Raw genomic sequence first — 19,507 nt, forward strand, 5'->3', positions numbered from 1 at the left:
TGGTGCCTTCCTGACACGGGTGTTCCGTCCCGACGGGGGTATCCGCTTCGCACCCCAACCCCCGGGCCGGCTCCCGGACGATCAGAAGGAGAGGTACCGCATGTCCGCGTCCCTCGTGGAAACGGTCGATGTCGAGGCTCCCGTCGCTGTGGCGTGGGACCTGTGGAGCGATGTGACCCGGTGGCCGCATTTCCTGAGCCACGTACGCCTGGTGGAGCGGATGGACGAGCGCCGCTTCGCCTGGCAACTGCAACTCCCCGGCGCCGACAAGAACTTCGTCGCCGAACTCACCGAGGTCGTCCCCGAGGACCGCATCGCCTGGCACACGGTGGAGGGGGTTCACCACGCGGGCGTGGTCACCTTCCACCGGCTCAGTGACACCACGAGCCGGGTCACGCTGCAGATCGAGTACGACCCGAAGGGGTTCATCGAGCACCTCGGGGCGCTCACCAACCTGGACTCGGCCCTCGCCAACTACGACCTCGGCGAGTTCCAGAAGCTCGCCGAGACGGCGGCGGCGTCCTGACCGCGAACACCGCTCCCACAATGTTTTGAACATGTTCAATTCCAGGCGTACGCTGCTGCCATGAGCGACAGAGCCGCCCAACTCAGGGGCATCCGCGCATGGCTGGTCTTCTTCGTCGTCTGCCTGGTGCTCAGCGGCGCCACGGCCTTCCCGCTGGTCCACGAACTGCGCTGGACCGAGGACGTGCTGCGGCACCTTCCCGCGCCGGACGCCCTGACGGACTGGATCACGCGCGTCCGGCGCGGGCTCGACACCGCCGACTCCGACTACCCCTTCCTCCTCTACGGCACCGACTGGCTGGCCTTCGCCCACCTGGTGATCGCGGTCGCCTTCTACGGCCCCTACCGGGACCCGGTCCGCAACATCTGGGTCGTCGAGTTCGGGATGATCGCCTGCGCCGGGATCGTCCCGCTCGCGCTGATCTGCGGACCGATCCGGGGCATCCCGTTCTGGTGGAGCGTGATCGACATGGCGTTCGGGGTGTTCGGGGTGCTCCCGCTGTACGTCGTCCGCAGGAGGATCAAGCGGCTGGAGGCGCTCACCCGGCCCGAGGCCCCGCGCGGCACCGCCGCCGTGCCCGCTACCTGAGCGCCCCCGCGTCCGCGCGTGAGCGCCGCCGTGCCCGCTACCTGAGCGCCCCCGCGTCCGCTACCTGAGCGCCGCCGTGATGATCCGCACGACGACCGGGTTCGCGTCCTCGCTCTTCGCGTCGGTGGAGTTGACCGAGTAGACGAGGGTGCGGCTCAGGTTGCAGGTGGCGGCGATCGCCGAGTTGTAGCCGTACCGGCCGCCCGACTTGACCCAGTAGACCTTCCCCTCGATCTCGAAGCGCTGGAGGCCGCCCGCGCTGTAACTCGCGCCGGTGATGCCCGACGGGACCGAGAACACCTCCCTCATCAGCGGCCGCGGGACGATCCGGCCCCGGAAGAGGCCGGTGAGCAGCCGCTCCAGGTCCGCGATCGTGGAGATCATGTCCCCGGCCGCGAACCGGTCCGCCTGGTTCCACTCCGTGACGTCCACGAACTCCGTCGTCCCGTCGGCCCTGCGCACCGCCTGGTAGCCCCGGTTGTGCGGGCCGAGGATGCGCGGGTCGGTGCCCGGGAAGTACGTGTCCCGCATCCCGGCCGGTGCCAGCACCAGCCGGGCGGCCTCGGCGGCGTACGACCGACCGGTCACCCTCTCGACCAGCAGGCCGAGGAACGTGTAGTTGATGTTGAGGTAGTGCTGCTGCTTCCCCGGGCAGAACTCCGGCTCCTTCGCACCGGCGGACGCGGCGACCCGCTCGGGGGCCAGCGTGTCGAAGCGGTGGGCGTACACCTCCTCGAAGGTGGTGCCGAGACCGTCGCCGGCCGGGATGCCGCTGGTGTGGTTCAGCAACTGCCGGACGGTGACCGGCCGGAAGCGACTGCCGAGGAGGCCGGGCAGGTAGTGCTGGACCGGCCTGCCCAGATCGATCCACCCCTCGGTCACCAGCCCCAGTACGGTCGCCGCCGTCACCACCTTCGTCGTCGAGCCGGCCCGGAAGCGCGCGCCGGGATCGGCCGGCCGCCCGCTCTCCAGGTCGTGCACGCCCGAGCTGCCGCGCCAGCTGCCGTCGCTGCCGCCGACCCGGACCAGGGCGGCGGTGACGTTCGCGTCGGGCAGGCCCGCGATCGCGGCCCGCAACGCCCCGGCGTCCGGGCCTGAGGCGGTGCGGGCCCGCGCCGGTAAGACGGGCAGGCTCGCGGTCAGGGGCACGGCGAGGGCGCCGGCGAGGAGGCTTCTGCGACGGAGGTCACGCATGGGCGGGCTCCTGGGGACGTGGGATGTGTGTGATCATCCTGCGTGGCCGCCGCGCGGGCGGGATCGTCCGCGAGCAGGGGCCGGACCCTGGTGAAACCCTGAGCAACTTCCGCTTTCCATAAGGGAGTTGATGGGGGATGCCCCTAGGGAGCGAAAAACTGTTATCGCGGAGTCCTTCACTCCGTCTCCATGCGCGGACATGCACGAAGGGACAACCGGCCGGAAAGGACGACGTGGACACGCGGCAGTGGCGCGACACCATCGCGGCGGCGCAGGACGGCGACCGCCGGGCGCTGGACGAACTCGTCGAGGGCTGGCTGCCGCTGGTGTACAACATCGTCGGCCGCGCCCTGAACGGCCATGCCGACGTCGACGACGTCGTCCAGGAGACCATGCTGCGCGCCGTCGACAACCTCGGCAGTCTGCGCGACCCGGACAGCTTCCGGTCCTGGCTGGTCGCCATCGCCATGCGCCAGATACGGGACCGGGCCCGCCGCAGGACCCCCGCCCCGCTCGACGAGTCGGCCGCGCACGAAGCCGCCGACTTCGCCGAACTCACCGTTCTGCGACTCCAGTTGGAAGGACAGCGGCGCGAGGTCGCGGAGGCCGTGCGCTGGCTCGACGACGAGGACCGGCAACTGCTCTCGCTGTGGTGGCTGGAGGTCGCGGGCGAACTCACCCGGCGCGAGCTGGCCGCCGCCGTCGGCATCAGCCGACAGCACGCCGCTGTGCGCGTCCAGCGGATGAAGGAGCGCCTGGAGACCTCCCGCGGCATCGTCCGCGCCCTCGACGGCGCATGCCCCGACCTGCGCGAACTCACCGCTCCCTGGAGCAACCGTCCCGACTCGGTCTGGCGCAAGCGGCTGGCCCGGCACATCCGCGGCTGCGGCTACTGCGGGGACACCCGCGAGGCCGTCGTACCGGCCGAGCGACTGCTCGTCGGCATCGCGCTGGTGCCGGTCCCGGTGGGCTTCACCCTGGCGCTGACCCTGGGGAGCAAGACGGCCGCGGCGGCCACCGTCGCCTCCGTGAGCTGGTCCGCCAAGGTGATGGGCGCCCTCACCCAGCCCCTCGTCGCGGCCACCGCGGGCGCGACGATCGTCGCGGGCGGCGCCTACGTCGTCACACGGACCCCCGACACCGCCCCGGCGCCCCGAGTGGCCGTCTCGCCGACGGCGGCGAGCACGCACCGGCCGCCGGCGCCGGCCGCCGTGGGCACGCCGACGGCCTCACCGGCCCCCGTTCCCTCGGCGACGCCGACGAGGACCGCCCGCTACGGCAGCGTCGTCGACGCCGTCGACCGGGCTCCGGACCCCGACACCCCGCCCGCCGCCCTGCCGCACCGGCCCGAGACCGGAGTCACCAGCACCGGCGGCGCACACGCCGTCATGAACCACCGCGGGGACAGCGTCACGCTCACCGGCAAGGGCTATGTCCTGGTCCGCTGGCAGATCTCGCCGCAGTACCGGTCCGGCAGCCTGGTCATGCCGGCCTGGACCGGCCTCAAGGGCGAGCTCTTCCACGTCGCCTCGGGCGGCGGCCGCCGCATGGACGACCCCGTCAGCGCCACCGACAGCACCGCCACCGGCATGGGCAACACCACCGTCGGCTACGCCGTCCCGCCCGAAGGCACCCAGCAGATGTGGCAGAACGAGTACTTCTGGATCGACGGCAGCGTCACCCTCACCGTCAACGAACGCGGCGCCGACTACGGCCTCAGCGTCTTCCCCTCCACCTGGGACGCCGTGGAGAAGGACATCACCACCGGCCCCGACCGGGGAGTGCGGCGCTACGGCCTGGTCCGCGACACCGGCAAGGACGACACCCCCGTACCGCAGTACCTCACCCGGTCGACCCCCGCAGACCCGGCGACCGTCGCTCAGGAGTCCCGGGTGTAGCGCTCCTGCGCGTCCATCACCTCGTCGCCGTGATCGTGCGCCCAGGCGCCGAACGACTCGATCGGCCCGAGCAACGACCGGCCCAGCGCGGTCAGTTCGTACTCCACACGAGGCGGCGAGCCGCCGTACGCCTGCCGGGCGACCAGCCCGTTGAACTCCAGCCTGCGCAGGGTCTCCGTGAGCACCTTCTGGCTGATCCCGCCGATCCGTGCGCGCAGTTCGCCGGGGCGTCCCGGACCGTCCTTGAGCGCCCAGATCACCACGGGGTTCCAGGTGTGGGAGACGAGATCGAAGGCGAGGCGGGTACGGCAGTCGGCGAGGAAGGCGAGGTCGGCGGTCACGTACCGAATGGTGCCCGAGCGGCTTCCTACTGTCGTGGGAGACCAGGAGAACCGGGATCCGAAACGGCTTCCGGCAGGACAGGACGAGACAGGAGGACACGTCATGCGGGTGGGGATCATCGGCCGGGGCGGTATGGCGGACGCCCTGGGGACACAGTGGCGGCGGGCCGGGCACGGGGTGGTCACCGGGAGCCGTTCCGGCGGCGACCTGCGCGAGGCCGCCGAGGCCGGCACGGACGCGGTGCTGCTCGCGGTGCCGTACGAGGCCGTGGTCGGGGTCGTCGAGGGACTCGGGGAGACCTTGCGCGGGAAAGTGCTGATCGACTGCACCAACCCGGTCGGCCGTGACTTCGGCCTGCTCACGGCGGGCGGTCCCGCGGCCGCCGAACGCATCGCCCGGGCCGCGCCCTCGGCCCATGTGGTGAAGGCCTTCAACCTGTGCCACGAGGACGTGTGGCGGCTGACCCCGCCCGTCTTCGACGGCCGTCCCCTCGCGGTGCCGCTGTGCGGGGACGACGAGGGGGCCCTGACCGTCGTACGACGACTCGTGCGCGACCTGGGCTGCGAGCCGCTCAACGCCGGAGGCCTCGACCGGGCGGGTCTGGTCGAGGCGACCGCGGCCCTGCTGATCCGGCTGTGGCTGGGCGAGGGGGCCGACGCGCAGGCGATCTCGCCGCCGCTGGCCTACTCCGGGGCCTGACTCCCGTTCGCGCGCAGGGCGCAGAGCACGTCCACGCGGTTCGTGGTGATCGAGTCGACGCCCATCGCGGCGAGCCGGCGCATCGAGCGGCGGGTGTCGGGGGTCCAGACGGAGACCAGATGGCCGTCGGCGTGGATCCGGTCGGCGAGAGCCCGGTCCATCAGGCCGAAGCGGTAGTTGAGCCAGCGGGGCCGCACCGCGTCCAGGAGGGCGGGGCGCGGGGGCGCGAGAGTCGTCCAGGTGAGCGCGATCTCGGCGGACGGGTCCGCCGCGCGCACGGCGAGCATCGCGGTGGCGTCCGCGCAGTAGTAGACGCGGTCCTGCGCACCGCACTCGCGGACCACGTCGACCACGCGACGCGCGACCCGTACCTCTCTCGTGCCGGGCAGGTCGAGCATCAGGCGATGGCCGTCGGTGACCCCGAGGGCCTCCGCGAGCGTCGGCACCCCGCCGTCCGTCAGCCCTCGCACCTCGTCCGCCGACAGGGACCGCAGGGGGCGGTCGTGCTCCCACAGCCGCTTCAGCGTCCGGTCGTGGAGCAGCACCGGTACGCCGTCCCTGGTGAGCCGTACGTCGATCTCCACCGCGTCCGCGCCCCGGTCGAGCGCGGCACGCAGGGAGCCGATCGTGTTCTCACGGACGCGGTAGGGGTCGCCGCGGTGTGCCACGGCCGTCAGCTTCTGCATGCGCTCATTGTGGTGGGGGGTGGGGGGCGGTTGTTACGGGCTACGGCGCGAGCCAGGTCGTGGTGTAGGCGTCGATCTCGGCCTTGATCCTGGTCTTGCCGGGCTCGTCGAGGAACGACGCGTCGACCGCGTTCTTCGCGAGCGCGGCCAGGCCCTCCTCGTCGAGGTTCAGGAGCCGTGCCGCCACCGCGTACTCGCTGTTCAGGTCCGTGCCGAACATCGGGGGGTCGTCGGAGTTGATCGTGACGACGATCCCCGCCTTCACGAACTCCTTGATCGGGTGCTCGTCGAGCGTGCGGACGGCCCGGGTCGCGATGTTGGAGGTGGGGCACACCTCCAGCGGGATGCGGTGCTCGGCGAGGTGCGTGAGGAGCGCCGGGTCCTGGAAGGAGTTCGTGCCGTGGCCGATGCGCTCGGCGCGCAGGTGGGTCAGGGCGTCCCACACCGTCTCCGGGCCGGTCGTCTCGCCGGCGTGCGGGACGGAGTGGAGGCCGGCGGCGATCGCGCGATCGAAGTACGGCTTGAACTGCGGGCGGGGGACGCCGATCTCCGGGCCGCCGAGGCCGAAGCTCACGAGGCCCTCCGGGCGGAGGCGGTCGTCGGTGGCGAGGCGGGTCGTCTCCTCGGCGGCCTCCAGTCCGGCCTCGCCGGGGATGTCGAAGCACCAGCGCAGCACCGTGCCGAACTCCGACTCCGCCGCCTTGCGGGCGTCCTCGACGGCCTCCATGAACGCGCGCTCGTCGATGCCGCGGCGGGTGGAGGAGAACGGGGTGATGGTGAGCTCGGCGTAACGGACGTTCTGGCGGGCGAGGTCCCGGGCGACCTCGTAGGTGAGCAGGCGTACGTCCTCGGGGGTGCGGATGAGGTCCACGACGCTGAGATAGACGTCGATGAAGTGGGCGAAGTCCGTGAAGGTGAAGTAGTCGACCAGGGCTTCGGGGTCGGTGGGGACCTTGGAGTCGGGGTGGCGGGCGGCGAGTTCGGAGACGATGCGGGGGGAGGCGGAGCCGACGTGGTGGACGTGGAGTTCGGCCTTGGGCAGGTCGGCGATGAAGGCGTGGAGGTCGTGGTCGGTGGTCGTCATGGGGGCCTCCCCTTGGTGGGCGCCGCCTTGCGTGGTGCGGGGGCGCGGTGATCGGCTGATCGATGCGGAACATGTTAGGGCGGGGGGTGTCTGCGGGTCGGTGGGGGCGGGGGGTTTTTGCGCCCACGCGGCGGAGCCGCATATGGACACAGTCCCGCGCCCCTGGATGCCTGCGGCGCAGCTGCGGGTTCGGTGGGGGCGTGCGTAGCGCATGGGCCCCGGTGGTGGGGTCGGGGCCGGGGTGGGGGGTATCCGTCCTCGGTCCGGCGGTTGCTGTTGCTTGAGAAGGGGCTCGGTAACGGACGCCGGCCGCTGCGGGCGGACACCCCCCACCCCGTCCCCTTCGCGCCGTACGCGGCTTACGGCCCGTCGTGCCGCACGGTCCGTCCTGGCGCAGGGTCACTGCAACCCCCCAGGGGCGCGGGGAACTGCGCGACCAGCCCCCACCGGCCGGCAGCCGCCCGACAACCGAACCCGGCACCTCGATAGGCGCCCGGTCCAAGCCCAGCGCAGCTGCCCGCGGGGAACTGCGCGACCAGCCCCCACCGGCCCGCAGCCGCCCGACAACCGGACCCGGCACCCCAATAGGCGCCCCGTTTCAGCCAGTCGCAGCTGACGTAGCATGGCCGGACGAACGACATAGGGGGACATGGGCATGGCGGATGGGACGCAGTCGAGCGGGGAAGCCGGGCGGGATCCTTGGGCGGTGCCGGAGAGTGGGCCCTCGCTGGAGAAGAGTCCGTCGCCCGGGGACAGTCAGCCGCCGTCTTCTTCCGTGCATGATCAGGCCACGGTGACGTCCATGCCGAACGGCGGGTACGGCTTTCCGCCTCCCGGCTACGGCTACCCCGCCCCCGAGCAGGGCATACCCGGCGGGCCCGCCTCCGTGCCGCCCCCGCCCATCGGGCCCGAGGGTCCCGGCGCTCCGGTCGGCTACGGCTACCCCACGTATCCGCAGGGCCCGCAGGGGTACGGCGGCTGGGCCCCGCCGATGCCCCCGCAGAACGGCATGGGTGTCGCCGCGATGGTGCTGGGCATCCTGTCCTGCGCCCTGTTCTGCATGTACGGGATCCTCTCGCTGGTGCTCGGGGTCCTCGCCATCGTGTTCGGGATCAAGGGGCGCAAGCGGGCCGAGCGGGGCGAGGCCACCAACCACGGGCAGGCGCAGGCCGGCTTCATCATGGGGATCATCGGGACGATCCTCGGCATCGCCGTGATCGTGCTGCTCGTCATCGGCATCACCGCCGCCATCAACTCGGAGGACGACTCCGATTACTACGACGGCTCCCTCGCCGTCGTGGCGACGGCCGCCTCGGTGGCGTAGTACGGACGGGAAGTGCGAAGGGGATCGCCGGGAGGCGGTCCCCTTCAGGCGTCTCTGAGGCGGTGCCTCGCCTCCATCAGGGCGAAGCCCAGGAGGTTCGGGCCCCGCCAGCGGTCGGGGGCGCTCGCCGCCTCGTCGTCGGCCGCCAGGCCGATGCCCCATACCCGGTCCACCGGGCTGGCCTCCACGAGGACTCGGTCACCGGTGTTCAGCAGGAACTGCCGCAGGTCCTGGTGGGCCGTGAACTTGTGGACGCTGCCCTCGACGACGATGCCGAAGCGCTCTCGCCGCCAGACCTGCTCGTCGAAGCCGCGGACCAGGCGGCCCGCGGCCTTGGCCTGGGAGGGGTGGCCGGCGGCCAGGACCCGGCGTTCGGCCTCCTGATCTTCGAAAAGTCGCGCCTTGCCCGCCATCATCCAGTGCTCGGCGGTCGCATAGGTCACTCCGTCCACCACGAAGGGTGACGGCCACCACTGGCTCAGACAGCTCGCGCCGACTCGGCCGTCCGGACGCGGGCGGTGCCCCCAGAAGTGCAGATACTTCACCTTCGCTCCGGCCCGGACCTGCTTGACCAGGGCATCCTGTGAATCGATCTTCCCCGTGATCTTCCCCATGCACGCGAGTCTGACAGCTGCCACGGACATTCCGTCCTTCCTTTTCGGGGGCGACTCGACACCTGGTCGACAGATTCCGTCGCGTAACCGAAAGGCAACAACGGAATCACTTGTAGGAGTGTCATTGCTCTGTCAGGATCGGCACTCAAATCGAGCTGGAGCTACGCCACCCGCCCTCGGGACCGAGGGATGACGGCGGAGGAGAGCGACATGCACAAGCCGGGCAGTGCCACCCCGGACCGGTTCGCGGCCCAGGAGCGGTTCGCCGAAGGCGCGCAGTTCATCGGAGGGCGTCTCACCAAGGGGACCTCCGGGCGTACCCACGCGGTCGTGGATCCCGCGAGCGGCGAGGAGGTCCTCACCTACGAGCTGGCGGGCGTGGAGGACGTGGACGCCGCCGTCGCCGCGGCTCGCGCCGCCTTTCCGGGCTGGGCGGGAGCCACTCCCGGTGAGCGGTCCGACGCCCTGCACCGGTTCGCCGCCGTGCTCGCCGAGCGGGCCGAGGACTTCGCCCGCGCTGAGTCGCTGCAGTGCGGGAAGCCGCTGAAGCTGACCCGGGAGTTCGACGTTCCGGGGACCATCGACAACACGTCGTTCTTCGCCGGGGCCGCGCGGCATCTGCAGGGGCAGTCCGCCGGTGAGTACTCCGGGGACCACACGTCCTATGTCCGGCGGGAGCCCATCGGGGTCGTCGGGTCCATCGCGCCCTGGAACTATCCGCTGCAGATGGCCGCCTGGAAGATCCTTCCGGCGATCGCCGCGGGCAACACCATCGTGCTGAAGCCCGCCGAGCTCACCCCGCTGACCTCCCTTCTCTTCGCCCAGGCCGCCACCGACGCCGGGATCCCGGACGGTGTCGTCAACATCGTCACCGGGACCGGGAAGGAGGCGGGGGAGCGTCTGGTCGGGCATCCCGACGTGGCCATGACCTCGTTCACCGGGTCCACGGCCGTCGGCAAGCGGGTCGCCGAGATCGCCACCGCCACCGTCAAGCGGCTGCATCTGGAGCTCGGCGGCAAGGCCCCCTTCGTCGTCTTCGACGACGCCGACCTGGAGGCCGCCGTCAACGGGGCCGTCGCGGGCGCGCTCATCAACACCGGGCAGGACTGCACGGCCGCCACGCGCGCGTACGTGCAGCGGCCCCTGTACGAGGCGTTCGTGGAGCGCACCGCCGCCCTCATGGAGACCGTACGGCTCGGGGACCCGTTCGCCGCGGGTACCGATCTCGGGCCGCTGATCTCGCACGTCCAGCGGGACCGGGTCGCCGGGTTCGTCGACCGTGCGCGTGGCTACGCGCGCGTGGTGGCCGGAGGGGAGGCGCCGGGCGGGGAGCTCGCGAAGGGGGCGTACTACAAGCCCACCCTCGTCGCCGACGCCGCTCAGGACAGCGAGATCGTCCAGTCCGAGATCTTCGGGCCGGTCCTCGTCGTGCTGCCCTTCGACAGCGACGACGAGGGCATCCGGCTCGCCAACGACACCCCCTACGGGCTTGCCGCCTCCGCCTGGAGCCGGGACGTCTACCGGGCGAACCGCGCCACGCGGGAGATCAAGGCCGGGTGCGTGTGGGTCAACGACCACATCCCGATCATCAGCGAGATGCCGCACGGCGGGTACAAGGCGTCCGGCTTCGGCAAGGACATGTCCTCGTACTCGTTCGAGGAGTACACCCAGATCAAGCACGTTATGTTCGACAATACGGCGGTGGTCAGGAAGGACTGGCACCGCACGATCTTCGGGGACCGATAGCCGTTGTGCAGGCCGTCTGACCCGCGGCCGCCCACTTTCCCGAAAGGGCACCAGCGCATGGAGCAGTACGAGCCCGACCGCCTGTCGCCGGCCCAAGTGGCCGCCGTGCGGCGCAGTTTCCGCAATGGCCGGGCCGCCATGACCCGGCGGTCCCTGTTGCGCGCCTCCGCGGGCGGCGCGCTCGCGGTCGGCGGCCTCGGCACGCTGAGCGCCTGCGGTATCCCCGCGGCCGGCAACACCCAGGGCGGCGTCTCCGCGGAGGACCACTCGGCCAAGGAGAAGGTCGTCAACTTCTCCAACTGGACCGAGTACATCGACGTGGACGAGAGCGAGAAGCACCACCCCACGCTCGACCAGTTCAAGAAACAGACCGGCATCTCGGTCAAGTACACCGAGGACATCAACGACAACGTCGAGTTCTTCGGGAAGATCAAGCCGCAGCTCGCCGCCGGGCAGGACACCGGGCGCGACATCATCGTCCTCACGGACTGGCTCGCGGCGCGTCTGATCCGTCTCGGATGGGTCCAGAAGCTGGACGCCTCCAACCTGCCGCACGCCTACGCCAACCTGTCCCAGCAGTTCCGTGATCCCGACTGGGACCCGGGGCGGGCGTACTCCTATGTGTGGCAGGGCATCTCGACCGTCATCGCCTACAACAAGAAGGCCCTCGACGGCGTCGAGGTGAAGTCGATCTCCGATCTGCTCGACAACACCAAGCTCAAGGGCCGGGTGGGCTTCCTGTCGGAGATGCGCGACAGCATCGGGATGACCCTGCTCGACATGGGCAAGGACCCGGCGAACTTCACCGCCGACGACTACGACGCGGCCATCGCCCGGCTCCAGAAGGCCGTCGACAAGGGGCAGATTCGCCGCTTCACCGGCAACGACTACACCTCCGACCTGACCAGCGGCGACTTCGCCGCCTGTGTGGCCTGGGCCGGGGACGTCGTACAGCTGAAGGCGGACAGCCCCGACATCGACTTCATCATCCCGGACAGCGGATACATGACGTCGACCGACAACATGCTGATCCCCAACAAGGCCCGTCACAAGACGAACGCCGAGCGGCTCATCGACTTCTACTACCAGCCCAAGCCGGCCGCCGAGCTCGCCGCGTACATCAACTACGTGTCGCCCGTCGACGGTGTGAAGCCCGAGCTGGAGAAGCTCGACCCGGATGCGGCGAACAACCCGCTGATCATCCCCGACAAGGCCATGGCCGCGAAGTCCCACGCCTTCCGCTCCCTGAGCTCGAAGGAAGAGACGGCCTTTGAAGAGAAGTTCGCGAAGCTGACTGGGGCGTGACCACCGTGACGAACAAGAACACCGAGACCAGCGGCGACGTCCGCCTCGCCGGCATCAGCAAGACGTACGACAACGGCTTCACCGCGGTGCAACCGCTCGACCTGACCGTGCCCCAGGGCTCCTTCTTCGCCCTGCTCGGCGCCTCCGGCTGCGGCAAGACGACCACCCTGCGCATGATCGCCGGGCTCGAGGAGCCCACGACGGGCACCGTGCACCTCGGCGACCAGGAGGTCACCCGGCTGCCTCCCTACAAGCGGCCGGTGAACACCGTCTTCCAGTCGTACGCCCTCTTCCCGCACCTCGACATCTTCGAGAACGTCGCCTTCGGTCTGCGCCGCCGCGGCATCAAGTCGGTGAAGAAGCAGGTCGAGGACATGCTGGAACTCGTCCAGCTGGGGGAGCAGGCGCGCAAGAAGCCGCACCAGCTGTCCGGCGGCCAGCAGCAGCGCGTGGCGGTGGCCAGAGCCCTGATCAACACGCCCAAGGTGCTGCTCCTCGACGAGCCCCTCGGCGCCCTCGACCTCAAGCTGCGCCGCCAGATGCAGCTGGAGCTCAAGCGGATCCAGACCGAGGTCGGCATCACCTTCGTGCACGTCACGCACGACCAGGAGGAGGCCATGACCATGGCCGACACCGTCGCCGTGATGAACGCGGGCCGCGTGGAGCAGCTCGGCTCGCCCACCGACCTGTACGAGAACCCGAACACCACCTTCGTCGCCAACTTCCTCGGCACCTCCAATCTCATCGAGGCCGAGGTCGACGCGAAGAGCGGCGGCGAGATCGTGCTGAAGGCGGGCGGCGGAAAGCTGGTCCTGCCCGAGGCGCGCTACTCCGGGCCGACCACGACCGGCGGCAAGGTGCTCGTCGGTGTCCGGCCCGAGAAGATCTCCCTCACCCACGCCGACGAGGCCGGTGAGATCCCCGACGGTCGCAACCGGATCACCGGCAGGATCGCCGATTCGAGCTTCATCGGCGTCTCCACGCAGTACGTCATCGACAGCCCCGTCTGCCCCGAGTTCGAGGTCTACGCCCAGAACATCGACCGCGACGCCCGGCTGGTGCCCGGCGCCGAGGTCGTCCTGCACTGGAACCCGGCCCACACCTTCGGCCTGGACGCCGCCCAGGACATCGACGCGGGCATCCAGGAAGAGGCGACGGTCTGATGGCGACGCTCACCGAGGCGCCGCCGCCTCTCTCCCCGACCGCCCCCGAGAAGAAGCCCCCGCGCAGGAGGGGCCGCTTCACGCCGTACTGGCTGCTGCTGCCCGGCATCCTGTGGCTGCTGATCTTCTTCGCGCTGCCGATGATCTACCAGGCCTCCACGTCCGTGCAGACGGGCTCCCTGGAGCAGGGCTACAAGGTCACCTGGCACTTCGCCACCTACTGGGACGCGCTGGCCGACTACTGGCCGCAGTTCCTGCGCTCGATCCTGTACGCCGGCGCGGCCACGATCCTGTGTCTCGTTCTCGGCTACCCGCTCGCGTACTTGATCGCGTTCCGCGCGGGACGCTGGCGGAACCTGATCATGGTCCTGGTGATCGCGCCGTTCTTCACCAGCTTCCTGATCCGCACCCTCGCCTGGAAGACGATCCTCGCGGACAGCGGCCCGGTCGTCGGCGCCCTCAACACGCTGCACGTCCTGGACGTCACCAACTGGCTCGGCTGGACCACCGGCGACCGCGTCCTCGCCACCCCGCTCGCGGTGGTGTGCGGTCTGACGTACAACTTCCTGCCCTTCATGATCCTGCCGCTGTACACCTCCCTGGAGCGCATCGACGGGCGGCTGCACGAGGCGGCGGGCGATCTGTACGCAAAGCCGGTGACCACCTTCCGCAAGGTCACCTTCCCGCTGTCCATGCCGGGCGTGGTCTCCGGGACCCTGCTGACCTTCATCCCCGCGGCCGGCGACTACGTCAACGCCGATCTGCTCGGCTCGACGGACACCCGCATGGTCGGAAACGTCATCCAGACGCAGTTCCTGCGGATCCTCGACTATCCGACGGCGGCGGCCCTCTCCTTCATCCTGATGGCCGCGATTCTCTTCATGGTCACGCTCTACATCCGTAGGTCCGGCACGGAGGATCTGGTTTAAATGACCTTCGTCAACTGGCTCAAGCGCCATCTCGTCGTCATCGCCGGACTGATCACGCTCGGATATCTGCTGCTGCCGAACGTCGTCGTCACGGTGTTCTCCTTCAACAAGCCGAAGGGCCGCTTCAATTACCAGTGGCAGCAGTTCTCCCTGGACGCCTGGAAGGACCCCTGTGGGGTCGCCGACATGTGCGGCTCGCTGTCCATCAGCCTCCAGATCGCGTTCTGGGCGACGCTCGGCGCGACCGCCCTCGGCACGATGATCGCCTTCGCGCTGGTGCGCTACCGCTTCCGCGCCCGCGGCGCGGTGAACTCGCTGATCTTCCTGCCGATGGCGATGCCCGAGGTCGTCATGGCGGCCTCGCTGCTCACGCTGTTCCTCAACATGGGCGCGCAGCTGGGCTTCTGGACGATCCTCATCGCCCACATCATGTTCTGCCTGAGCTTCGTCGTGACGGCGGTCAAGGCGCGCGTGATGTCGATGGACCCGCGCCTGGAGCAGGCGGCCCAGGACCTGTACGCCGGGCCCTTCCAGACCTTCGTCCGGGTGACCCTGCCGATCGCCGCTCCAGGGATCGCGGCGGGCGCACTGCTCGCCTTCGCGCTCTCCTTCGACGATTTCATCATCACCAACTTCAACGCGGGCTCGACCGTCACCTTCCCCATGTTCGTCTGGGGCTCGGCACAGCGCGGAACACCCGTCCAGATCAACGTCATCGGAACGACCATGTTCCTCGTCGCCGTGCTCCTGGTCCTGACTTCGATGGTCATCGGCAACCGCCGCAACAAGCAAAAGGCATAGGCCTTCTCAGCAGGCCTTTCGAAAAACCCCTGTAGGGAGTTGAAATCATGGCCCCGAGCGCCATGAGCCGTTGGACGAAGGCACTTTCCGAAGCACAGCCGGTGCCGTACTGGCTGGACGACCCCGGCAGGCCCCACCCCGAACCCGCCCTCACCGGCGCCGAGACCTGCGACCTGCTGGTCGTCGGCGGCGGCTACAGCGGGCTGTGGACCGCGCTCAACGCGAAGGAGCGCGACCCCGAGCGGGATGTCGTCCTGCTGGAGGGCCGAGAGGCGGGCTGGGCCGCCTCCGGTCGCAACGGCGGCTTCTGCGCCGCCTCCCTCACCCACGGTCTGCCCAACGGGCTGACCCGCTGGCCGGACGAGATCCACAAGCTCCAGGAGCTGGGCGCCCGCAACCTCGACGAGATCGAGAAGGCGGTCGCCCGGCACGACCTGGACTGCGAGTTCGAGCGCACCGGCGAGATCGACGTGGCGACCGAGACGTACCAGGCGTGGGAGCTGCGCGACTGGTACGAGGAACTCCAGGAGAAGGGCCTCGCCGACGGCGTCGACTTCCTCGACGCCGACGCGGTGCGCGAGCAGGTCGCCTCACCGACCTTCGAGGCGGGACTGTGGGACCGCCGGGGCGTGGCCATGCTCAACCCGGCCAAGCTCGTGTGGGGCCTGAAGCGGGCCTGCCTGCGACTCGGCGTCCGCATCTACGAGCACACACCCGCCCTGAACCTGAAGCCGTACGGCGCCGGCATGGCCGTCCGCACCCCGTACGGCTCCGTCCGGGCCCGGCGGGTCGCGCTCGGCACGAACATCTTCCCGAACCTGGTCAAGCGGGTGAGGGCGTACACCGTGCCGGTCTACGACTACGCGCTGATGACCGAGCCGCTGAGCGAGGAACAGCTCGCGGAGGTCGGCTGGAAGAACCGGCAGGGGCTCGGGGACTCGGCGAACCAGTTCCACTACTTCCGGCTCTCCGCCGACAACCGGATCCTGTGGGGCGGTTACGACGCGGTCTACCCGTACGGCGGCCGGGTGCGCGCCGAGTACGACGACCGGCCGGAGACCTACGCCAAGCTCGCCGGGCACTTCTTCAGCTGCTTCCCGCAGCTGGAGGGCCTCCGCTTCACGCACGCGTGGGGCGGCGCGATCGACACCTGCTCGCGGTTCTCCGCGTTCTACGGCACCGCCCACCAGGGCAGGGTGGCGTACGCGGCCGGCTACACGGGGCTCGGCGTCGGGGCGACCCGGTTCGGGGCGGACGTGATGCTGGACCTGCTGGCCGGGGAGAGCACCGAGCGGACCGCGCTGGAGATGGTCCGCAAGAAGCCGCTGCCCTTCCCGCCGGAGCCCTTCGCCTGGACCGGTATCGCCCTCACCAAGTGGTCGCTGGCCCGCGCCGACTCGCACGGCGGGCGGCGCAACCTGTGGCTGCGGACCATGGACAAGCTCGGGCTGGGATTCGACAGCTGAACGATCGTATGTGATCTGATTCACTCCAACGGGTGGTCGGAACCCGCGTAATGCTCGCCGGGAGACCTTCCTCTCCCTCGTGACGCGACCAGCGTCGACGAGAGAAAGGGAGGTCTTCTCATGACAGGGGCGAAGACGGCGGTCGAATGGCTGGCATCCGTCGCACCGGATCCCGAGGCCTGCCGCTGGGAGTGGGAGCGCAACCCCCTCGGGGTCGCCCTTCTTCCGGCGGGCCGGGCCTGGGACGTACTGATCCTGCCGGGTGAGCTCGGCTATCCGACGCTCGACGTCCTGACCCGCATCCTCGACCAGCTCGGCCCGGTGCTCGTCGACTTCGGCGACGCACGGATGGGCTTCTTCGTGCCCCCGGGCACCGCGGCCCGCTGGCTCGGCACCGGCATCCGTACGGCCGGGGCCGGCACGTGGATCGTCGTGCCGTACCCGGGACGGGTGGCCGGGGGAGGGGTGCGCTGGCTGGTCCCGCCGGACGGCTCCGGCACCCTGACCGACCCGGCGCTGCTCGAACTGGCGATGCACGAGGCGGCGGCGGGTCTGGCGACGGAGGGCGACGGCTGAACCGTAGGCCTTGACCGCCTCACCGCGCTCTCGTCGGCCGCCCGTGCGGCCGACGCGGACCGGACAGACCTGTGCCCAGTGGGAGTGCGGCGCTGCGGGCGTCCCCCGCCGGCAGCGACGACGCCCAGTGTGCCCAGGAGTTCAGCGGCGGCTGTGCCGCGCCAGGAGGAGCCAGAACCCCAGCAGCAGGACCGTGCACAGGCACCAGCTGCCCACCACGTCCAGCGACCAGTGCCAGCCGCGGCGGACCAGGCCGAAGGAGACGCCGAGGACGACAAGGCCGTAGCCGATGACGAGTGCGCGGCGGGTGCGGGTGGTGCGCAGCCAGGGCAGTACGAGCAGGGTGGCGGCGCCGTACGCGACGGCGGCCGTGGCGGTGTGGCCCGAGGGGTAGTAGCCGGTCCCGGGTGAGACGTCCGTGCCCGGGCGGTCGGTGAGTTCCTTCAGGGGGACCACCAGGGCCGGGACCAGTGCCATCAGGACGGCGGCCGCGGTGGGCGGCAGCCACCAGCGGTCCGTACCCGCGCGGCGGGCCTGCCAGGCCGAATGGAGGATGGCCGCGACCAGGACCGGGATCGCGATCTCGACATTGCCCAGATCGGCCAGGCCCGCGGAGAAGCGGTCCGGGTGGACCAGTGCGCGGCTGACCCGCTCGTCGACACGCAGAAGCGGCCCGTCCTCCACGACCTGCCAGGTGATCAGGGCGAAGAGGAGGGCCGGAATTCCGAGAAGGAGGGTGAGGAAGGCCGGCCGCCCCGGAACAGGGGGGGTGGTTCCGGGGCGGCCGATCGGATCGGATGGTCGGCCGCCCCGGGGGGTTTGGGGCGGGCGACCATCCGATCGGTGAGGAGATCCGGAGCCGGAGGCTCCAGTTGTGTGCGCGAGGGCACGACCAGGTCGAAGCTGGGGAGGCCCCGGCCTGATGTCGCCCACAGTCCCCTGTGGGCGGGGTGTATCTCTCATCTGGGTAGAACCTACGGCAGGGCGACGGCGTACGACAGACAGAATCCCATCCTCACAACCACCTCGCACACCTTCTTCACACCCTCTGCCGCTCGCCACCGCAGCCCCGGAATCCCAAGGGATGTCAGGCCTGTGACGGCCGGCGTCGGAAGGTGCGAGTCCGCTTCTGACCTGCCGTGTTGCTCCGGTGGCCTCAGATACGGGTGAAGGCCTGCTCGATGATGTCGAGGCCCTCGTTGAGCAGGTCCTCGCCGATGACGAGCGGAGGCAGGAAGCGCAGCACGTTGCCGTAGGTGCCACAGGTCAGGACCAGCAGGCCCTCCTGGTGGCAGGCCTTGGCGAGCGCGGCGGTCGCCTCCGGGTTCGGCTCCTTGGTCGTACGGTCCTTGACGAGCTCGATGGCGATCATGGCGCCGCGGCCGCGGACGTCCCCGATGAGGTCGAACTTCTCGGCCATGGCCCCGAGGCGGGCCTTCATGGTGGCCTCGATCGCCTTCGCCCTCGCGTTGAGGTCGAGCTCCTTCATGGTCTCGATGGCGCCCAGCGCACCGGCGCAGGCGACCGGGTTGCCGCCGTAGGTGCCGCCCAGGCCGCCCGCGTGGGCGGCGTCCATGATCTCGGCGCGGCCGGTGACGGCGGCGAGCGGGAGGCCGCCGGCGATGCCCTTGGCGGTGGTGATCAGGTCCGGGACGATGCCCTCGTCCTCGCAGGCGAACCACTGGCCGGTGCGGCAGAAGCCGGACTGGATCTCGTCGGCGACGAAGACGATGCCGTTGTCCTTGGCGAACTCGCTGATCGCGGGCAGGAAGCCCGTCGCGGGCTCGATGAAGCCGCCCTCGCCGAGGACCGGCTCGATGATGATCGCGGCGACGTTCTCCGGGCCGACCTGCTTGGTGATCTGGTCGATGGCCTGGGCGGCGGCCTCGGGGCCGGCGTTCTCGGGGCCGGTGGGCCAGCGGTAGCCGTAGGCGACGGGGACGCGGTAGACCTCGGGCGCGAAGGGCCCGAAGCCGTGCTTGTACGGCATGTTCTTCGCGGTCAGCGCCATGGTGAGGTTGGTGCGCCCGTGGTAGCCGTGGTCGAAGACGACGACGGCCTGCCGCTTGGTGTACGCCCGCGCGATCTTCACGGCGTTCTCGACGGCCTCGGCGCCGGAGTTGAACAGGGCGCTCTTCTTCGCGTGGTCACCCGGGGTGAGCTCGGCGAGGGCCTCGGCGACCTCCACGTAGCCCTCGTAGGGGGTGACCATGAAACAGGTGTGGGTGAAGTCGGCGAGCTGCTGCGTGGCCCGGCGTACGACGGCCTCGGCGGAGGCGCCGACGGAGGTCACGGCGATGCCCGAACCGAAGTCGATCAGCCGGTTCCCGTCGACGTCCTCGATGATCCCGCCGCCGGCGCGCGCCGTGAAGACGGGCAGCACGGACCCCACACCCTGCGCGACCGCGGCGACCCGGCGGGCCTGCAGCTCCTGCGACTTGGGTCCGGGGATGGCGGTGACGACGCGGCGCTCCTGCGGAAGGGCGGTCATGAGGGGCTCCTGGGGGTGTTGCGGGCGGAGATGTTCGCGGACTCTGTCCAGTTCTTTTCTCGCAGGCTAGGGCGG

At 70.3% G+C, this 19,507-nt stretch carries 19 protein-coding genes; 12 read left to right on the forward strand and 7 right to left on the reverse strand.

Features of this window, described 5'->3' with window-relative positions; translation table 11 throughout:
- The first annotated feature begins 100 nt into the window (after nt 1-100).
- Both IOD14_RS09130 and IOD14_RS09135 read left to right on the forward strand, forming a co-directional pair.
- Nucleotides 101-526 (forward strand): SRPBCC family protein, encoded by a 426-nt coding sequence (locus IOD14_RS09130; protein WP_212670013.1) that lies wholly within the window; start codon nt 101-103, stop codon nt 524-526.
- Between the two features lie 60 nt (nt 527-586).
- Nucleotides 587-1,114: a hypothetical protein gene (locus tag IOD14_RS09135; RefSeq protein ID WP_212670014.1), complete on the forward strand. Its 528-nt coding sequence runs from the start codon at nt 587-589 to the stop codon at nt 1,112-1,114.
- A 60-nt stretch (nt 1,115-1,174) separates the two neighbouring features.
- Here IOD14_RS09135 and IOD14_RS09140 read toward each other — a convergent pair whose 3' ends face one another.
- Complete coding sequence (locus IOD14_RS09140; RefSeq protein WP_212670015.1) at nt 1,175-2,308, reverse strand: serine hydrolase domain-containing protein; 1,134 nt, start codon at nt 2,306-2,308, stop codon at nt 1,175-1,177.
- A gap of 233 nt (nt 2,309-2,541) precedes the next feature.
- Between IOD14_RS09140 and IOD14_RS09145 the strand changes: the two genes are divergently transcribed.
- Complete coding sequence (locus tag IOD14_RS09145; RefSeq protein ID WP_249125874.1) at nt 2,542-4,206, forward strand: sigma-70 family RNA polymerase sigma factor; 1,665 nt, start codon at nt 2,542-2,544, stop codon at nt 4,204-4,206.
- Here IOD14_RS09145 and IOD14_RS09150 read toward each other — a convergent pair.
- Nucleotides 4,188-4,547, reverse strand: coding sequence for a helix-turn-helix domain-containing protein (locus IOD14_RS09150; protein ID WP_123991901.1), 360 nt, complete (start codon nt 4,545-4,547; stop codon nt 4,188-4,190). The genes IOD14_RS09145 and IOD14_RS09150 overlap by 19 nt on opposite strands.
- A 103-nt stretch (nt 4,548-4,650) precedes the next feature.
- On the opposite strand from IOD14_RS09150, the gene IOD14_RS09155 reads away from it, so the two are divergent.
- Complete coding sequence (locus tag IOD14_RS09155) at nt 4,651-5,247, forward strand: NAD(P)-binding domain-containing protein (protein WP_212670017.1); 597 nt, start codon at nt 4,651-4,653, stop codon at nt 5,245-5,247.
- Here IOD14_RS09155 and IOD14_RS09160 read toward each other — a convergent pair.
- The gene (locus IOD14_RS09160; protein ID WP_123991903.1) at nt 5,232-5,933 is read right to left on the reverse strand and encodes a glycerophosphodiester phosphodiesterase; all 702 of its coding nucleotides are present in this window, start codon (nt 5,931-5,933) and stop codon (nt 5,232-5,234) included. The two genes, IOD14_RS09155 and IOD14_RS09160, sit on opposite strands and share 16 nt — an antisense overlap.
- Before the next feature lie 40 nt (nt 5,934-5,973).
- A complete protein-coding gene (locus IOD14_RS09165; protein ID WP_123991904.1) occupies nt 5,974-7,017 on the reverse strand; it encodes an adenosine deaminase in 1,044 nt (347 codons plus the stop codon).
- 649 nt (nt 7,018-7,666) lie between these two features.
- Between IOD14_RS09165 and IOD14_RS09170 the strand changes: the two genes are divergently transcribed.
- Nucleotides 7,667-8,341 (forward strand): DUF4190 domain-containing protein, encoded by a 675-nt coding sequence (locus IOD14_RS09170; protein ID WP_212670018.1) that lies wholly within the window; start codon nt 7,667-7,669, stop codon nt 8,339-8,341.
- A 44-nt stretch (nt 8,342-8,385) separates the two neighbouring features.
- Here IOD14_RS09170 and IOD14_RS09175 read toward each other — a convergent pair whose 3' ends face one another.
- Nucleotides 8,386-8,955: an NADAR family protein gene (locus tag IOD14_RS09175; RefSeq protein ID WP_123991906.1), complete on the reverse strand. Its 570-nt coding sequence runs from the start codon at nt 8,953-8,955 to the stop codon at nt 8,386-8,388.
- 210 nt (nt 8,956-9,165) lie between these two features.
- Here IOD14_RS09175 and IOD14_RS09180 point away from each other — a divergent pair, with 210 nt between their 5' ends.
- The 7 genes from IOD14_RS09180 to IOD14_RS09210 all read left to right on the forward strand — a co-directional run bounded on the left by IOD14_RS09180 (nt 9,166) and on the right by IOD14_RS09210 (nt 16,941).
- Nucleotides 9,166-10,701 carry a gamma-aminobutyraldehyde dehydrogenase gene (locus IOD14_RS09180; protein WP_212670019.1) on the forward strand — a complete coding sequence of 512 codons (1,536 nt, stop codon included), beginning with the start codon at nt 9,166-9,168 and terminating at the stop codon, nt 10,699-10,701.
- A gap of 57 nt (nt 10,702-10,758) precedes the next feature.
- On the forward strand, nt 10,759-12,006 hold the full coding sequence (locus IOD14_RS09185; RefSeq protein ID WP_123991908.1) for a spermidine/putrescine ABC transporter substrate-binding protein: 1,248 nt from the start codon (nt 10,759-10,761) through the stop codon (nt 12,004-12,006).
- Nucleotides 12,003-13,169, forward strand: coding sequence for an ABC transporter ATP-binding protein (locus IOD14_RS09190; protein ID WP_212670020.1), 1,167 nt, complete (start codon nt 12,003-12,005; stop codon nt 13,167-13,169). Before IOD14_RS09185 ends, IOD14_RS09190 begins: the two co-directional genes overlap by 4 nt.
- Entirely contained in the window at nt 13,169-14,098 is a 930-nt protein-coding gene (locus IOD14_RS09195; RefSeq protein ID WP_123991910.1) for an ABC transporter permease, read from the forward strand. The genes IOD14_RS09190 and IOD14_RS09195 overlap by 1 nt, the downstream gene beginning before the upstream one ends.
- Nucleotides 14,099-14,899 carry an ABC transporter permease gene (locus IOD14_RS09200; protein WP_123991911.1) on the forward strand — a complete coding sequence of 267 codons (801 nt, stop codon included), beginning with the start codon at nt 14,099-14,101 and terminating at the stop codon, nt 14,897-14,899.
- Nucleotides 14,900-14,946: 47 nt separating this feature from the next.
- Nucleotides 14,947-16,365 carry an FAD-dependent oxidoreductase gene (locus IOD14_RS09205; RefSeq protein ID WP_212670021.1) on the forward strand — a complete coding sequence of 473 codons (1,419 nt, stop codon included), beginning with the start codon at nt 14,947-14,949 and terminating at the stop codon, nt 16,363-16,365.
- A 120-nt stretch (nt 16,366-16,485) separates the two neighbouring features.
- Complete coding sequence (locus IOD14_RS09210) at nt 16,486-16,941, forward strand: hypothetical protein (protein WP_123991913.1); 456 nt, start codon at nt 16,486-16,488, stop codon at nt 16,939-16,941.
- A 141-nt stretch (nt 16,942-17,082) separates the two neighbouring features.
- On the opposite strand, the gene IOD14_RS09215 is transcribed toward IOD14_RS09210, so the two are convergent.
- On the reverse strand, nt 17,083-17,874 hold the full coding sequence (locus IOD14_RS09215) for a phosphatase PAP2 family protein (RefSeq protein ID WP_212673231.1): 792 nt from the start codon (nt 17,872-17,874) through the stop codon (nt 17,083-17,085).
- A gap of 223 nt (nt 17,875-18,097) precedes the next feature.
- Entirely contained in the window at nt 18,098-19,432 is a 1,335-nt protein-coding gene (gene gabT / locus IOD14_RS09220; RefSeq protein ID WP_212670022.1) for a 4-aminobutyrate--2-oxoglutarate transaminase, read from the reverse strand.
- Nucleotides 19,433-19,507: the final 75 nt, after the last annotated feature.

Source organism: Streptomyces sp. A2-16, assembly GCF_018128905.1.
Classification (GTDB): domain Bacteria; phylum Actinomycetota; class Actinomycetes; order Streptomycetales; family Streptomycetaceae; genus Streptomyces.

Bases quoted from the DNA above. Each gene is read 5' to 3' on its own strand.
- IOD14_RS09135 (WP_212670014.1), top strand. From the start codon at position 587: ATGAGCGACAGAGCCGCCCAACTCAGGGGCATCCGCGCATGGCTGGTC.
- IOD14_RS09205 (WP_212670021.1), top strand. From the start codon at position 14,947: ATGGCCCCGAGCGCCATGAGCCGTTGGACGAAGGCACTTTCCGAAGCA.
- IOD14_RS09200 (WP_123991911.1), top strand. From the start codon at position 14,099: ATGACCTTCGTCAACTGGCTCAAGCGCCATCTCGTCGTCATCGCCGGA.
- IOD14_RS09170 (WP_212670018.1), top strand. From the start codon at position 7,667: ATGGGCATGGCGGATGGGACGCAGTCGAGCGGGGAAGCCGGGCGGGAT.
- IOD14_RS09155 (WP_212670017.1), top strand. From the start codon at position 4,651: ATGCGGGTGGGGATCATCGGCCGGGGCGGTATGGCGGACGCCCTGGGG.
- IOD14_RS09130 (WP_212670013.1), top strand. From the start codon at position 101: ATGTCCGCGTCCCTCGTGGAAACGGTCGATGTCGAGGCTCCCGTCGCT.
- IOD14_RS09160 (WP_123991903.1), bottom strand. From the start codon at position 5,933: ATGCAGAAGCTGACGGCCGTGGCACACCGCGGCGACCCCTACCGCGTC.
- IOD14_RS09180 (WP_212670019.1), top strand. From the start codon at position 9,166: ATGCACAAGCCGGGCAGTGCCACCCCGGACCGGTTCGCGGCCCAGGAG.
- IOD14_RS09210 (WP_123991913.1), top strand. From the start codon at position 16,486: ATGACAGGGGCGAAGACGGCGGTCGAATGGCTGGCATCCGTCGCACCG.
- IOD14_RS09140 (WP_212670015.1), bottom strand. From the start codon at position 2,308: ATGCGTGACCTCCGTCGCAGAAGCCTCCTCGCCGGCGCCCTCGCCGTG.
- IOD14_RS09195 (WP_123991910.1), top strand. From the start codon at position 13,169: ATGGCGACGCTCACCGAGGCGCCGCCGCCTCTCTCCCCGACCGCCCCC.
- gabT (WP_212670022.1), bottom strand. From the start codon at position 19,432: ATGACCGCCCTTCCGCAGGAGCGCCGCGTCGTCACCGCCATCCCCGGA.
- IOD14_RS09185 (WP_123991908.1), top strand. From the start codon at position 10,759: ATGGAGCAGTACGAGCCCGACCGCCTGTCGCCGGCCCAAGTGGCCGCC.
- IOD14_RS09175 (WP_123991906.1), bottom strand. From the start codon at position 8,955: ATGGGGAAGATCACGGGGAAGATCGATTCACAGGATGCCCTGGTCAAG.
- IOD14_RS09165 (WP_123991904.1), bottom strand. From the start codon at position 7,017: ATGACGACCACCGACCACGACCTCCACGCCTTCATCGCCGACCTGCCC.